The organism is Desulfuromonas acetoxidans DSM 684, assembly GCF_000167355.1.
In the GTDB taxonomy this organism is placed as follows: domain Bacteria; phylum Desulfobacterota; class Desulfuromonadia; order Desulfuromonadales; family Desulfuromonadaceae; genus Desulfuromonas; species Desulfuromonas acetoxidans.
Genome location: NZ_AAEW02000008.1, coordinates 87,841 through 103,022, shown reverse-complemented (window position 1 = coordinate 103,022; position 15,182 = coordinate 87,841). Strand labels below are relative to the sequence as shown.

Genomic DNA, 15,182 nt, shown 5'->3' with positions numbered 1-15,182 from the left:
GAAAGGATACGACTCAAGAAGGTGAGCCAAAAACTTTACGGACCAGCGGATAAGCTTTACAGGCCACACAAAAACTGAATGCAGCCTCCAGTGAGGCAAAAAAAGTCAGACAGGCAGCAAAAAATACGGCAACACCTTCATAACCCGCCAAACGGCTTAACAGCATGATAACAACAAAGACAAATGCCAGCTTTGCCGCAAACAGTTTGGGACCGGCATTCGTCATTCGGGGGCTCACATTACACTGACGCAGCAGGGCATCGCTGGCCATGTTGAATGGGCTGAACATCGGATTCAAAAAAGCACGAATCAAAAGATCCGCAGCCAATGGCAAAAGAACCCATTTTGCCGATGTAAATAAAAATACCACAAGACAGACCACCGTAAACAGTGCGTTGATTTGGCACGCCTTGCCATTGACTTGCTGCATTGATATTGGACACGCTTGTGCCATACGACCCCCTCCTCAAAACAAAAAAAAGCATACTTCCATAAACTGAAGGGTTATACCTTGAGGCGACGGATTTGTCCAGAGCATTCTACCTTCCAATACAAGATATAGCAGACACTAATTCATTACTCCACAGCCTCCCGTCATCCCAAAACAAAAGGGCTAGCTGATAACCAGCTAACCCTTTTACATAACACAAACATCTCAACAGAAAAGCCCTGTGGCATTCTCTGAATGGGCTTTTGCAGCCTGTTAGAAATATTTGGCGTTGATCAGCATATGAACGGCAATACTCGCCGCATAGCCCAAGGCAACGATCGGGGTGTAGACCAAGTGACGGCCAAAAGTGTAAATGCCGCGCGCAGTCCCCATCAGGCCGACGCCAGCCGCAGAACCGATTGACAGCAGACTTCCGCCGACACCAGCGGTCATCGTAACCAGCAGCCATTGGCCATGGGACATATGTGGTTCCATGGTCAAAACGGCAAACATGACCGGAATATTGTCGACAATTGCCGACAGAATACCGACAAGAACGTTGGCATTAAAAGCGCCGAGATCGTGATACATGAACTGGGATGCCGAAGCCAGGTAACCAAACTGGCTTAAGCCACCTACACACATAATGACTCCATAGAAGAACAGCAGGGTATCCCATTCAGCGCGAGCAATCTTACGAAACAGATCAAACCCTTCATGCTCCCCTTCCGATGAAACCACGGAGAGATCAAGGGCCGGATCAACATTCTCGGCAAATTGCTCATGGCGTTTGATGAAGTAGGAGAACAGGCCCAGATAGCTCAGGCCCAACATCATCCCTGCCGCAGGCGGCAGATCGAGAAAATTGTGGAAAGAAACGGCTGTGACAATGGTCATCAGAAACAGCACCATGATCCGCTTGGCACCAAACTTCATCACAACGGCTTCATCAGCAGCCTCTGGTTTCTCCTTGCTGATCATAAAGTTCATAATGAACGCCGGAACCAGCCAATTCACCAGCGCAGGGACAAACAGAACAAAGAACTGACCAAACTGAACAATCCCCTTCTGCCACACCATCAGGGTGGTAATATCGCCGAAAGGTGAAAATGCGCCCCCCGCATTGGCTCCGACTACGACATTAATGCACGCCATAACGACAAAACGCTGATTGGAACCACCCACGGCCATGACCACGGCACCCATAAGCAGAGCTGTCGTCAGGTTATCGGCGATTGGCGAGATAAAAAAGGCCAGTAAACCGGTGATCCAAAAGACGACGCGCAGAGAAAATCCACGCGACACCAACCAGGAACGCAGAGCCTGGAAAACATTGCGCTCTTCCATAGCATTGATATAGGTCATGGCAACCAGCAAAAACAGGAATAACTCACCATATTCAAGCAGATTGTGAGCAATAGCTTCATGAGCAGCAGTGGGTTCGCCCAAAGCATTGAAGGTAATAGCCACCAGCACCCAGATAATTCCAGCGGCCATCAGTACCGGCTTACTTTTACGCAGGTGCAGCTTCTCTTCCAAAATCACCAGCATGTAGGCGGCAACAAACAAAATCAGGGCGATAATCCCCAAAGGTGTTGTGGTAAGGTCATGCACTGCGCCTCCACCTTCATTGGCCATAGCCGGCAAAGCGATCAAACAGAACATCAGTGTCAAAAAACTTTTCATAAATCCCTCGTCAAATTCCTCGTCAAAAATATATCAAGATTGCAGACAGCAATCAGTCATCGACTATTTCAGCAGATCAAAACAGGTCCATAGCATGTTCGGCACAATAAGCAGGTCAGTGCATGGCCAACCTGATTCGGCAGTGCAGCAAATCCAGAAGGCCGCGCAACAACAATCAGCCACGCGCCACGACGGGCACATCGCGCATGAAAAAGGTCTGTCATTCACGAACACGGCACAGCAGAACACACAACGACGCTACAAACGCATACGGCTCTAACGAATGCAGAAGAACCGATGCCGGGAAACATCATTATTCAGCGGTATAACAAAGACGTTTTAACTAAGATGGGGTAAAGACAGCGGCGGAGGCCGCGGACAGGCGGGAACCCGCCAGTAATCCAGGAGTGAAATCGGGTCAGAAGAGGACAGAACGGTAAACCACACTGAGACCACAGGGTGTCGCGTCTCACACGGAACCGCTGAAACAACAAGAATCTCTTTGTTAAACTCGGTTTCCGCTTCGAACTGTTGTGGAGTATCAGCAACGTGTTCTCCAGGCTGATCAGGAGCACTCAGCGCAGAGGGAACAGCAAAATCACTCAACCAACAGGTTGTCGCAGCCGGACCAATGACAGAGACCATAAACAGAAAAAGCCAAAGACTAGCCAATCTGCCAAAAATCAATGCGTCGGGCAATTTTTGCTGAGAACAGGAGGAAACAGTCACTTTTTCTATCGCTCTTCAGGGTGGTACATCATGCCCCGGAGAGGGTCGGTGATGTATTCTAATATATGAACTCTGTGCTGTAATGAAAAACTTGTCAAGCCTTTTATTAGCCGATGACCGTCGTGAAAACCGTTTACGTTATTCATATTGCGTTAGAATTTATTATTGTCATTTTCCCGTTGGTCATATCCGCGCCGCGGCCACACAGAAAAACCTTAACCGGATCGCACCAAGGAATCCTACGCAACAAGCGGTCGGCACAATTGTTTACCCATATATTTATGGGGATGACAAGCCATCCCTTTTTTGCTACCGTCTTGGCCGTTAACATAAAAAATAATCGGTTCCGTGGAAGACGGTGCAAATCCGTCGCGGACCCGCCACTGTGTTCGTCGCTGCTATGCGACGTCAGTCAGATACACGGCCGATTCATTTGTTCGCCCCCATCTTCGTGGAATAAGATGGCAGAACTCGACACGCGGATTAAATACGGAATCCCCGTAACCCTTTTTGTGGTTACGGGGATTTTTTTGCTTTGGACGGTTCTCTTGATCATGAAACAGCTCACCCTCATCCGCCATGCAGCCATCGCTGCCGAACTGGATGGGCACTATATCGGTCGCAGTGATGTCCCCCTGAGTGATCACGGTGTATTGCAGGCCAAACGCCTGGTGCATCAGCTGAATCGTCACGGCGCACCCGCCATCGACGCCCTGTGGTGCAGCCCGTCCCAACGCGCCCGCCAAACTGCTGATCCTCTGATCCGCCAACGGGGCTGTCCGGTGACCATTGATGCTCGACTGCAGGAGGTCGATTTCGGTGAATGGGAAGGACTGAACTTCGACCAGATTCGCCACAAGGACCCGCAACGCGTCAATCAATGGGCCGCGTTTGCCGATGACTTCTGCTTTCCCGCCGGTGAATCGCTGGAGCAATTTCGTCAGCGGGTCGATGAGATTGTTGACGCCATTCACTCCGAACCATCTTCCCACCTGGCCATCATCAGTCATGGTGGCGTCCTGCGCAGCTTGATCTGCCGCCTGCTGTGCTGGCCGTTGCAGGATTATTTAAAGTTCACCCTTGAACGGGGCAGCTACGCAACACTGCACATTGACGGCCCTCATGCCGTCCTCACCGGATTGAATAACCATGGCAGCTAATCACCTTCTCTACATCAGCGGCGGTGCGCGCAGCGGCAAGAGCCGTTACGCCGAACAACGCGCCCTGGCCCTGGCCGGTCCACGCAGCTACATTGCCACCTGTCCGATCATCGATGACGAAATGGCCACGCGCATCGACCGCCATCGCCAGCGTCGTGATGGGCAAGGCTGGCATACCATTGAAGAACCGCAGGATCTCACTGCGGCCCTGCAAACCACACGTGACAGCCGCGTCGTGCTGGTCGACTGCATCACCCTGTGGATCAACAACTTGCTCTATGCCGCTGAAACGGAGCTGAACACAATTGATGAAGGCGCTATTCAGGCCCTCACCCTCCAGATGATTGATGCCGCTCGCCAAGGAGAGCGCACGGTGATTTTCGTCTCCAACGAACTCGGCATGGGCATTGTCCCGGCGGAAACCCTGTCGCGTCACTACCGCGACCTTGTCGGTCGTTGCAATCAAACTCTGGCTGCGCATGCCGATGAAGCCGTTTTTATGGTTTCCGGCCTGCCGCTGACACTAAAATAGAAAGAACTGTTTATGTCCCCGAACACGTTACTGACCCAAACGCTCACGGCCATCACCCCGGCCGACAGCGCCATGCGTCAACAGGCCCGCGCCCGCCTCGACCAGTTGGCCATCCCCCACGGAGCCCTCGGCCAGTTGATGGACGTGGCTGAAGACCTCGCCGCCATCACCCGCACCATGACGCCATCCGTAAAACGCAAAGCCATTGCCGTCATGGCCGGTGACCACGGCATTGTCGCCGCTGGAGTCAGCAAATTCCCCCAGGCCGTCACCGTCGAGATGGTGCGCAACTTTCTCAACGGCAATGCCAGCATCAATGCCCTGGCTCGCCAGGTAGACGCCAGCCTCACCGTGGTCGACGCCGGAGTTGCCGGGGATTTGACCGAGCTGTACCAACACAACGCGCTGTGGAACCGCAAAGTCGCCCCAGGCACCGCAGATTTTTCCCAAGGACCCGCCATGAGCCGCGCCCAGGCCATCCAGTGTCTTGAAGTCGGTATCGAAGTGGCGAACTATCTCGCAGAGACGACAGACATTTATGCCACCGGCGACATGGGCATCGGCAACACAAGCCCGTCCAGCGCCATCATCGCCTGCCTGTGCGGCTGTGACATCGCCACTGCCACCGGTCGCGGCACCGGTCTCGACGATGAAGCTCTCAACAATAAAATTGCTGTGCTCGACAACGCTTTGGCCATCAACCAACCCACTGCCGACGATGGTCTCGATGTGTTGACTAAAGTCGGCGGCTTTGAGATCGGTGCCATTGCCGGGCTGATCCTCGGTGCCGCCGCCCTGCGCAAGCCGGTGGTGATCGACGGCATTATCTCCACCGCCGGAGCCCTGATCGCCGCCAGTTTATCCCCGGCCTGCCGCGACTACATGATCGCCGGACACTGCAGCGTCGAACCGGGCCATCGCATTGCCCTTAATCATCTCGACAAAGCTCCGCTTCTCGATCTGCGTCTGCGCCTCGGCGAAGGTACCGGCGCGGCACTGGCCATGAATCTGGTCGACGCCGCCGTGGCCGTACTGACCGAAATTGCCACCTTTGAAGAGGCGGCAATCTCTCAAGCCGACACAACCATCACCACACCACAGAGTCAGGAAAACGCCACATCATGAAAACACAGGTTGAACACGCCGTTGACGGCATTATTACCGAGCAGATGGCCACCGTTGCCCACGATGAAGACCTGAGCCCCGAATACATCCGCACCATGGTCGCCGAGGGCAAAATCGTCATCCCCAACAACAGCAACAGCACACCAAAACCGGTCGGCATCGGCAAAGGGCTGCGTACCAAGGTCAACGCGTCCATCGGCACCTCCTCCGACATCGTCAACTACCAGGCCGAGGTGCGCAAGGCGCGCATCGCCGAACAAGCCGGGGCCGATACCCTGATGGAACTGTCCGTCGGTGGCAACCTTGACCGAGTGCGTCGTGAGGTGCTGGCCGCCGTCAATCTGCCGGTGGGTAACGTGCCCTTGTATCAGGCGTTCTGCGATGCCACGCGCAAATACGGCAGCGCCGACAAACTTGACCCGGAGGAACTGTTCGACCTGATCGAGCAGCAGTGTGAAGACGGCCTGGCGTTCATGGCCATCCACTGCGGCATCAACCGCTACACCATTGAGCGGCTGCGCAAACAGCATTACCGCTACGGCGGTCTGGTCTCCAAAGGCGGCACCAGTATGGTGTCATGGATGGAACACAACAACCGGGAAAACCCTCTCTATGAGCAGTTTGATCGGGTGGTAGCCATCCTCAAGAAATACGACGTCTGCCTGTCCCTCGGCAACGGCCTGCGCGCCGGCGCCATCCACGACAGCCACGACCGTGCCCAGATGCAGGAGCTGATCATCAACTGCGAACTGGCCCAGCTCGGCCGCGAGATGGGCTGCCAGATGCTGGTGGAAGGCCCTGGCCACATGCCCCTCGACGAAGTGGAAGCCAATATCCTCATCCAGAAGCGGATGAGCAACGAAGCCCCTTACTACATGCTCGGCCCCATCTCCACCGACGTAGTGCCCGGTTTCGACCATATCAGCTCCGCCATCGGCGCGGCTCAATCCGCCCGCTACGGCGCCGACCTGATCTGCTACATCACCCCGGCCGAGCATCTGGCTTTGCCCAACGAGGACGACGTGCGCAGCGGTGTCGAAGCAGCTCGCGTCGCCACCTATATCGGCGACATGAACAAATATCCGGACAAAGGGCGGCAGCGTGACAAGGCGATGAGCAAGGCGCGTCGTGACCTGCAGTGGGACAAACAGTTCGAGCTGGCCCTGATGCCGGAGCAAGCCAGACAGGTGCGTGATTCTCGTCTTCCCGAAGAGGAGCACAGCTGCACCATGTGCGGAAATTTCTGTGCCGCGAATGGCAGCAAAACCTTGTTCGATGGGGATTTGCAAGGGGATAAATGTTAACGCATAAGGAAGGGACTCGCGTTCTATTTGAGGAAAGATGTTTTTTCTCTAACGGAACTGTTTGCACTGGCGAAGTGCATCCGTTCGCACTGTTGGTACGCACATGACGCGGGCTTCCGCGCCCGCACGTCGGGTCCCTTTTGCGTCGTCAAAAGGGACGAAAAAACGACTCCCGACCATTGCGCCCTACGGGTTCCCTCTCTGCGTTCACTCACACCGCGATGTCGGCAAAACTCGCTAACGCTCAAACATGTTGCAGACGACCATCGCGCTGACCGTTCTCTTCGTTCGGCGCTACTGAACGGGAGGGCTGAGTGCTAAATAACACACAGCTGAAGGGTGGGCACCGTCCCACCCGTTAGATCGGTGCCACACCTGAGATAAAGAAAGACGAAAGAGTGTTATCAACGTTTTACGGAAAAGATGATGAAGCGCACGATTCGCCGACCTAAAGGTCGACGAGCCGAATCTGAAACGCACAACGGAAACCGACTCAGAGTTGGTTGATCCAGGTTCAGGAGAAGTTCAAGCCGGTTTTTGCATCCTTTTGAGCGGCAAGTCAAAAGGATGTCGCCTGCCGGGGCGAATCCCGGCGACTTTGATCTTGGTTTTTCGTGGTTCGCATTTTGGAACCATTTGCGCTGGCAGAGAGCAACCGTTCGCATAGTTGGTACGCACGTGACGCGGGCTTCCGCGCCCGCACGTCGGGCCACTTTTGCGTCGACAAAAGTGGCGCAAAATCGACTCCCAAGGGGGTAGTCATCAATCAGAGTTCACGGAGTTGTTGCAGATCTTTTTTAACGTCAGCGGCGTTATCGGTTGTCGCCATAGAACCACTATGGCTCCGCCCTCTGCCTTGCTGACGCAAAAAATCTCGTGCAACAGCTCACGTTCATCTGATTAATAACAACCCCAATGCGCCCTACGGGTTCCCTCTCTTCGCGAGCTTGGGTTCGGCGCTGCTGAACGGGAGAGCTTGGAAGCAAAATAAAAACAATGGTGTCACGAAAACAACAAAAATCAGCATAGGCGCATTGCCAACGCACCCAATAGAAAGAAACAACATGCTGCAACCATTTTTTTCCGCCCTCAGCTTCCTCACCATCGTGCGTGTCCCGCCCACTTGGTGTGGCGACAAAACCGCGCTATCGCGCAGCCTCGACTGGTATGCCGTGGTCGGCCTGCTCATCGGTGCGGTCATGGCGCTTCTCGATCACCTGTTGTGCGCCACGATCCCGGGGACCCTGCTGTCCAGCGCGCTGCTGGTGATCGCGTTGATCGCCGTTAGCGGCGGGCTGCATATCGACGGCGTGGCCGACAGTGCCGACGCCTTTATGAGCTCGCGCGACCGCGACACCATGCTCACCATCATGAAAGACAGCCGCGTCGGCGCCATGGGCGCTCTAACGCTGACCGGATTGCTGCTGATTAAATTTGCCGCCCTCGCCTCGCTGGCCAGCGAGGCCCGCTGGCCGGTGATCCTGCTCACGCCTCTGGCCGGACGCGTCGCCCTGGTATTGCCGCTGGTCAGTCTGCCCTACGCCCGCCCCGGCGGACTGGCCACCCTGTCCCACCAGCAAGCCGAGCCACGTCACGCCTGGCTGGCCGTTTCGCTGTTGCTGGTAACCGCCCTGATGATGCTGCAGGGACGCGGTTTGATCATCGCCGCCCTGGTTCTGCTGGCCACGCTGCTGTTCGGCCGTTACTGCCGCGGCAAGATCGGCGGTTTCACCGGCGACACCCTTGGCGCGACCTGTGAGTTGGCCGAACTGGTCACGCTGATTGCGGCGGTGCTGGTACTGCCCCATGGAGGGTTGTCATGACGTTGAACCAGCCTCCCCGCCACCAGCACGGCGGCAACCTCAGCCAATTGCGGCAACGCAGCGGCACGGACACGCTGGTGGATTTTTCCGCCAATCTCAACCCGCTGGGGCCGCCGGAATGGCTGCGCCCGCTGATCAGCGCCCACATCAGCGACCTGGTTCACTACCCCGATCCACACTGTAGCGCCCTGACCCAGACCGTGGCCGAGCACTTTACCACCACCCCGGATCAGGTGCTGATCGGCAACGGTGCCAGCGAACTGCTCCATCTGCTGATCCGCGGTCTGGCCAAAACGCGGTTGGTGGTGCCGGTGCCGAGCTATGCCGATTATGACGAAGTCGCTCGCCTCCACGGCATGAACGTCGAGTCCATTGCCTTAACCGAAAGCAACGGCTTTGCACTGGAGTTGGAGACCCTGGAAACGTGTCTGGATGAAGGTCGCGCCGCCGACACGCTGGTGATCCTCGGCCAGCCCAATAACCCCACCGGAAGCCAACTGGCCGAGGAAGAGCTACGCGGCTTGGTTCGACGACATCCCCACACAACATTCCTCATCGACGAATCGTTCCTCGATCTCAGCGATGCGCCCGCCAGTCTCGGCCATGAGCGACCGGACAACGCCATCGTTTTACAATCGCTGACCAAGACCTACGCCATCGCCGGATTGCGCCTCGGCATCGCCCTCGGCAATGCCGAGCTCATGGCGCGTTGTCGCCGTCTGCAACCGTTGTGGAGTGTCAACACCCTGGCACAGGAGGTGGGCCAAGCCGCCCTGGCCGACGACGACTACCGCCAACGCAGCCGCGCCTTTGTCCGCGAGCAACGCCAGGCACTGGCCGAGATGTTGGCACAACTGCCGGGCGTCAGCGTGTTCCCCGGTAACGCCAACTTTCTGCTCTGCCGTCTCGATCATCCCCGGTTCACTGCCGGGCACCTGACGGAGCAGGCCCTGCAGCAGGGCATCGCCCTACGCGCCTGCGATAACTTTGCCGGACTCGACACCCGCTACTTCCGCGTGGCCGTGCGTCCAGCCGCAGAGCAGCAACGGCTCGAACAGGTGCTGACCGGCCTGCTCGCCCCGCGCCGGGCCACGCCGCAACGTCGCAAGACTCCGGCCATCATGTTCCAGGGCACCGGCTCCAATGCCGGCAAGAGTGTCCTTACCGCTGCCCTGTGCCGCATCCTCTATCAGGACGGCTTTGATGTGGCACCGTTCAAAGCACAGAACATGTCGCTCAACTCCTTCGTCACCCGCGACGGCGGCGAGATGGGCCGCGCCCAGGTGATGCAGGCCCAGGCCTGTCGCCTCGACCCGGACGTGCGCATGAACCCGGTGCTGCTCAAGCCCAACAGCGACACCGGCTCGCAGATCATTGTCCTCGGCAAGGCAGTCGGCTCACTGCATTTTCGCGCCTATGCCGAACAAAAGCGCGACATCTTCGAACAGGTCAAACGCAGCTACGACAGCCTGGCCGCCGAGCATCAGGTGATGGTACTCGAAGGCGCGGGCAGCCCGGCCGAAATCAACCTCAAATCCGGTGACATCGTCAACATGAACATGGCCCGTTACGCCGACGCCCCAGTCCTGCTGGTGGGCGATATCGACCGCGGCGGCGTGTTCGCCTCGTTCGTCGGCACCATGGAACTGCTCAACGAAGCGGAGCGCCATCAGGTAGCCGGGTTCGTCATCAACCGTTTTCGCGGTGATGTCACCCTGCTCGGCAGCGCCCTCGACGCCACCCTGCGCCATAGCGGCAAACCGGTGCTCGGTGTGGTCCCCTATCTCGATCGCCTCGGTCTGCCCGAAGAGGACTCGGTGTCGTTCAAGCAGGGCACGCTCCATACCGCAGCGGATGCAATAACGGAAGACGGCCTCGACATCGCGATCATCGACCTGCCACATATCTCCAACTTTACCGACATTGATGCCCTGACCATTGAGCCGGATGTGCGGGTGCGCGTGGTGCGCCACGCCGACCAGTTGGGCCGCCCGGACGCGGTGATCCTGCCCGGCAGCAAGAATGTCGCTGCCGATCTGATCCATCTGCGCCACAGCGGCCTGGCAAACAGGCTTTTGCAACTGGCCGATGACGAGCGCTGCGAGATCGTCGGCATCTGCGGCGGCTTCCAGATGCTCGGCACCACCCTGCGCGATCCCCATGCCATCGAAGGCAGCAAGGAGCCTCTGGCGGGCCTCGGTCTGCTGCCCCTCGATACCTGCCTGGAGCCGGACAAAACCACGCTGCAAACCCGCTGCCAGCATCTCCCTTCAGGCCATGAATTGGTCGGCTACGAGATCCACCACGGTCATACGACCGCTGACGGTCTGCAACCGCTGGCCTACAACGCCGCCGGGGAGCTGATCGGTGGGGCCATGCGCGACGGCCGGGTATGGGGCACTTATTTGCACGGTCTGTTCGATGCCGATCCGTTCCGCCGCTGGTTCATCGACCGCCTGCGACAGCGGCGCGGCTGGCCGTGCGATGGTCGCATCCGTGCCTGTTACGATCTGGAACCGGCCTTTGACCGCCTCGCTGACACGGTGCGCGACGCCCTCGACATGGACGCCCTGTATCGGAGGATCGGCCTGTGATACCACTGTGGATGCATCTGTTGGCCGCCCTGGCCCTCGACGCCCTGTGTGGTGATCCCCGCTGGTTGCCCCACCCGGTGCAGGCCATCGGTCACGCTGCCCTGGCCGTGGAAGCTCCGCTGCGCCGCCGGCTGGATGACGGCTTTCGCGCCGGGCTGGTCGCCGTCATGGTCATGGTCGGCGGCACCGCCCTGCTCAGCGCTGCTGTGGTGTATGGCGCGGCAGCAATCCACCCGCGCCTTGGCGACCTGGTTTCCATCCTCGTCCTCTACACCACCTTGGCGACACGCAGCCTCAGCGATCATGCCCGCGCCGTGCAGCTCCCATTGCAACAGGGCGATCTGACCACGGCCCGCGCCCAACTGGCGCGCCTGGTGGGACGCGATACCGAACAGTTGAACGAGGCGGAAATCAGCCGTGCCACCGTCGAAAGTGTGGCGGAAAACACCGTGGACGGCGTCACCGCACCGCTGCTGTTCGCCGTGGTCGGCGGACCGGTGGCAGCCATGACCTACAAGGCCATCAACACCCTCGATTCCACCTTCGGCTACAAAACCGAGCGCTACCTCCATTTTGGTCGTGCTGCCGCGCGTCTCGACGATGCCGCCAATTTCATCCCGGCTCGGCTCACCGCATTGCTGACCATTCCGGCGGCAGTGCTGGCCGGACGTGATGGCCACAACGCCTGGCGCATCCTGCTCCGTGACCGCCACAACCACCCCAGCCCCAACGGCGGTCAGATCGAGGCGGCCGTAGCCGGAGCGCTGCATGTGCGCCTCGGCGGCGAAAACCGTTATTTTGGCCAACCGTCATTTCGCCCTTATCTGGGCGACGCCGACCAAACCTTGACCGCGCAGCATATCGGTGCGGGGTTGCGTCTGATGTTCTGGACCACCGCCCTGATTACCGTGGGCGGTTTAATCAGCCGCAGTGCTTTTATCGCCTTTTTTAACGGGAGTTTTACCCCATGACATCAACTCAAGACCCGACACCACCCACGCGACCGTTGATCTACGATCTCTATGACCAGCCGGTCAGCGGCGCGGAGATCGAACGCCGCTCGTTTGCCGCCATCGACGCCGAGGCGGATCGTAGCGGTTTTACGAACGCGCAGTGGCAGGTGGTACGCCGCCTGATTCACACCACCGCCGATTTCAGCCTCGCCGAACAGATCAGGTTCAGTGACGACGCGTTCAGTTCCTGCGCCGCAGCCCTGCAACGCGGGGCGACCATTTACGCCGACAGCAACATGATCCGCTCCGGCCTGTCCGTGGCGCGGCTGCAACAGATCCATCCCGGCTATCAGCGCGACAGCATCCTGTGTCACGTCGCCGACACTGATGTCGCCGTGCAGGCCAAAGACAGCGGACTACCACGCTCGCTGTTCGCCGTGCGCAAGGCCGCCGCCCAGCTCGACGGCAGCATCATCCTCATCGGCAATGCCCCGGTGGCGCTGCTGGAGATCAACCGTCTGATCCTCGAACAGGGACTGCGCCCGGCGCTGGTGATCGGTATGCCCGTGGGATTTGTGCATGTGTTGGAGAGCAAGGAGGAGTTGCAGACCACTGGCGTGCCCTACATTGTCATTGATGGGCGGCGGGGTGGGAGTCCGTTGGCGGTGGCTTGTTTGCATGCGTTGTGTGGGTTGGTGGGGGATTGATCAGGTCAGTTGCTTTAGCGGGGTTCATCGCGGTGACATTCACTGCGCTCGGTGCTGCTGAACGGAAGGGATTAGTTGCTAAATAACAGACAACCGAAGGGCGGGCACCGTCCCGCCCGTTAAATCGGTGCCACACCAGAGATAAAGAAAGGCGAGAGAGTGTTATCAACGTTTTACGCCAAAAATGATGAGTTGCACGATTCGCCGACCTAAAGGGCGGCGAGCCGAATCCGTGTAGCACATCGGAAACAGACTCAGTGTAGGTGGGTCCAGGTTCAGGAGAAGTTCAAGCCGGTTTTTGCATCTGTAGTGGTCTACTAAACTTGGACACCCACAAAGGTGGTAACATCCACCTAAACGAGAAAGGGGTCTAAGGACTATGGGAAGAAAAATATTCACAAATGAATTCAAGGTTGAATGTGCCAGCCTTGTTTTGGATCAGGGATACAGTGTCCCAGATGCTGCCCGAGTTATGGATGTTGGAGAAACGGCCATGCGTCGTTGGGTAAAGCAGCTCAAACAGGAACGAGCTGGGACGACACCGGAAACTCCAGCCCTTACAGAGGACAAAAAGCGTATCCAGGAACTCGAAGCCCATATTCGTCGTCTGGAGAAAGAGAAGCAAATCCTAAAAAAGGCTACCGCTCTCTTAATGTCGGAAGACAAGCTTCGTTTGAGTTGATCAGTACATTGAGAGAGCATGACTGCGTTTGTGTCCTTTGCCGTCTTTTTGATGTTTCGCGTTCTAGCTACTATGCCTATTTGAATCGTCGAGCTCATCCAGATACTGAACGCATCAAGTTACGTATTCGGATCAAGGAGTTGTTCAATAAAAGTCGTTATTCAGCTGGAAGCCGCAGTCTTACCAACATGTTACGCAGTGAAGGCATCACCATAGGACGTTTCAAAGTACGTCGTCTGATGCGTGAGGCGAGCTTATTCAGTAAACAACCTAAACCACGTTTGTACAGAGTTGCCAAAGTAGAACATCCAAAGATTCCGAACCTGTTGAATCGGGATTTTGATGCGAAGAGGAAAAACCAGACATGGTGTAGTGATATTACCTATGTTCGAGTTGGAAAACGGTGGATTTATGTCGCTGCGGTATTAGATCTTTACACTCGGCGTGTTGTTGGGTTGAGCTTATCAGAAAACTGTGACGCACAACTTGCAGTTAACGCTGTCAAAAACGCTTATCGGACAAGGAAAAAGCCAACTGGGGTTTTGGTTCACACAGACCAGGGACAACAATATGGCAGTGATTTGTTCTGTCTCCAGCTTCGATGCTATCAGATGAAACAGAGCATGAGTCGGCGAGGAAATTGCTGGGATAATGCACCAATGGAGCGTTTGTTTCGCAGTTACAAAAGCGAATGGATGCCAAAAGGTGGCTATCAAACGTTTGCAGAAGCACAGCTCGACATCGAGCACTATTTTATGAACTATTACAACTGGAGCAGACCTCATCAAAGAAATAAAGGAATGGCTCCGGCTGTAGCGGAAAAAGAACTTATATCTGTGTCCAAAAATAGTTGACCACTACAATCCTTTTGAGCGGCCAGTCAAAAGGATGTCGCCTGCCGGGGCGACTCCCGGCGACCTTGATCTTGGTTTTTCGTGGTTCGCATTTTGGAACCATTTGCGCTGGCAGAGAGCAACCGTTCGCATAGTTGGTACGCACGTGACGCGGGCTTCCGCGCCCGCACGTCGGGCCACTTTTGCGTCGACAAAAGTGGCGCAAAATCGACTCCCAAGGGGTAGTCATCAATCAGAGTTCACGGAGTTGTTGCAGATCTTTTTCACGTCAGCGGCGTTATCGGTTGTCGCCATAGAATTACTATGGCTTCTTCCTCTGCCTTGCTGACGCAAAAAATCTCAAGCAACAGCTCTCGTTCATCTGATCAATAACAACCCCAATGCGCCCTACGGGTTCCCTCTCTTTGCGAGCTTGGGTTCGGCGCTGCTGTACGGGAGGACTGAGGTGCTAAATAACACGCTACTGCAGGGTGGGCACCGCCCCACCCGTTTAGTCGGTGCCACACCAGAGATAAAGAAAGACGAAAGAGTGTTATCAACGTTTTACGCCAGTGCTGATGAGTTGCACGATTCGCCGACCTAAAGGGCGGCGAGCCGAATCCG

At 56.7% G+C, this 15,182-nt stretch carries 12 protein-coding genes and 1 riboswitch; of the genes, 10 read left to right on the top strand and 2 right to left on the bottom strand.

What is annotated here, in order from left to right:
- Positions 1–13 precede the first annotated feature (13 nt).
- Complete coding sequence (locus DACE_RS08310; RefSeq protein WP_006000230.1) at positions 14–454, bottom strand: DUF4395 domain-containing protein; 441 nt, start codon at positions 452–454, stop codon at positions 14–16.
- 249 nt (positions 455–703) lie between these two features.
- Positions 704–2,116, bottom strand: coding sequence for a sodium:proton antiporter NhaD (gene nhaD, locus DACE_RS08305; RefSeq protein ID WP_006000227.1), 1,413 nt, complete (start codon positions 2,114–2,116; stop codon positions 704–706).
- 1,053 nt (positions 2,117–3,169) lie between these two features.
- Positions 3,170–3,288, top strand: a riboswitch (cobalamin riboswitch).
- Positions 3,289–3,399: 111 nt separating this feature from the next.
- Here nhaD and cobC point away from each other — a divergent pair.
- The 10 genes from cobC (at position 3,400) to DACE_RS18145 (ending at position 15,162) form a co-directional block, all read left to right on the top strand.
- Positions 3,400–4,005 (top strand): alpha-ribazole phosphatase, encoded by a 606-nt coding sequence (gene cobC / locus DACE_RS17225; RefSeq protein WP_162013598.1) that lies wholly within the window; start codon positions 3,400–3,402, stop codon positions 4,003–4,005.
- Positions 3,995–4,537 (top strand): bifunctional adenosylcobinamide kinase/adenosylcobinamide-phosphate guanylyltransferase, encoded by a 543-nt coding sequence (gene cobU, locus DACE_RS08290; protein WP_006000222.1) that lies wholly within the window; start codon positions 3,995–3,997, stop codon positions 4,535–4,537. Before cobC ends, cobU begins: the two co-directional genes overlap by 11 nt.
- A gap of 12 nt (positions 4,538–4,549) precedes the next feature.
- A complete protein-coding gene (gene cobT, locus DACE_RS08285) occupies positions 4,550–5,662 on the top strand; it encodes a nicotinate-nucleotide--dimethylbenzimidazole phosphoribosyltransferase (RefSeq protein WP_006000220.1) in 1,113 nt (370 codons plus the stop codon).
- Positions 5,659–6,966, top strand: coding sequence for a phosphomethylpyrimidine synthase ThiC (gene thiC, locus DACE_RS08280; RefSeq protein WP_006000218.1), 1,308 nt, complete (start codon positions 5,659–5,661; stop codon positions 6,964–6,966). The genes cobT and thiC overlap by 4 nt, the downstream gene beginning before the upstream one ends.
- A gap of 1,064 nt (positions 6,967–8,030) precedes the next feature.
- A complete protein-coding gene (gene cobS / locus DACE_RS08275; RefSeq protein WP_006000216.1) occupies positions 8,031–8,789 on the top strand; it encodes an adenosylcobinamide-GDP ribazoletransferase in 759 nt (252 codons plus the stop codon).
- Positions 8,786–11,383: a cobyric acid synthase gene (locus DACE_RS08270; protein ID WP_006000214.1), complete on the top strand. Its 2,598-nt coding sequence runs from the start codon at positions 8,786–8,788 to the stop codon at positions 11,381–11,383. Before cobS ends, DACE_RS08270 begins: the two co-directional genes overlap by 4 nt.
- An 11-nt stretch (positions 11,384–11,394) precedes the next feature.
- A complete protein-coding gene (gene cbiB, locus DACE_RS08265; protein WP_198912572.1) occupies positions 11,395–12,354 on the top strand; it encodes an adenosylcobinamide-phosphate synthase CbiB in 960 nt (319 codons plus the stop codon).
- Positions 12,351–13,043, top strand: coding sequence for a precorrin-8X methylmutase (locus DACE_RS08260; RefSeq protein WP_006000210.1), 693 nt, complete (start codon positions 12,351–12,353; stop codon positions 13,041–13,043). Before cbiB ends, DACE_RS08260 begins: the two co-directional genes overlap by 4 nt.
- 379 nt (positions 13,044–13,422) lie before the next feature.
- Positions 13,423–14,579 (top strand): IS3-like element ISDac1 family transposase gene (locus DACE_RS17870; protein WP_155808926.1). Its coding sequence is split into 2 segments (ribosomal slippage): positions 13,423–13,672 and positions 13,672–14,579, totalling 1,158 coding nucleotides; the frame shifts between segments, so codons are not numbered across the junction.
- 445 nt (positions 14,580–15,024) lie between these two features.
- Entirely contained in the window at positions 15,025–15,162 is a 138-nt protein-coding gene (locus DACE_RS18145) for a hypothetical protein (protein WP_155809046.1), read from the top strand.
- Positions 15,163–15,182 lie beyond the last annotated feature (20 nt).

What these genes read in the sequence shown, in the direction of transcription:
- DACE_RS08310 (WP_006000230.1), bottom strand. Translation starts at nt 454, where the DNA reads ATGGCACAAGCGTGTCCAATATCAATGCAGCAAGTCAATGGCAAGGCG.
- nhaD (WP_006000227.1), bottom strand. Translation starts at nt 2,116, where the DNA reads ATGAAAAGTTTTTTGACACTGATGTTCTGTTTGATCGCTTTGCCGGCT.
- cobC (WP_162013598.1), top strand. Translation starts at nt 3,400, where the DNA reads ATGAAACAGCTCACCCTCATCCGCCATGCAGCCATCGCTGCCGAACTG.
- cobU (WP_006000222.1), top strand. Translation starts at nt 3,995, where the DNA reads ATGGCAGCTAATCACCTTCTCTACATCAGCGGCGGTGCGCGCAGCGGC.
- cobT (WP_006000220.1), top strand. Translation starts at nt 4,550, where the DNA reads ATGTCCCCGAACACGTTACTGACCCAAACGCTCACGGCCATCACCCCG.
- thiC (WP_006000218.1), top strand. Translation starts at nt 5,659, where the DNA reads ATGAAAACACAGGTTGAACACGCCGTTGACGGCATTATTACCGAGCAG.
- cobS (WP_006000216.1), top strand. Translation starts at nt 8,031, where the DNA reads ATGCTGCAACCATTTTTTTCCGCCCTCAGCTTCCTCACCATCGTGCGT.
- DACE_RS08270 (WP_006000214.1), top strand. Translation starts at nt 8,786, where the DNA reads ATGACGTTGAACCAGCCTCCCCGCCACCAGCACGGCGGCAACCTCAGC.
- cbiB (WP_198912572.1), top strand. Translation starts at nt 11,395, where the DNA reads ATGCATCTGTTGGCCGCCCTGGCCCTCGACGCCCTGTGTGGTGATCCC.
- DACE_RS08260 (WP_006000210.1), top strand. Translation starts at nt 12,351, where the DNA reads ATGACATCAACTCAAGACCCGACACCACCCACGCGACCGTTGATCTAC.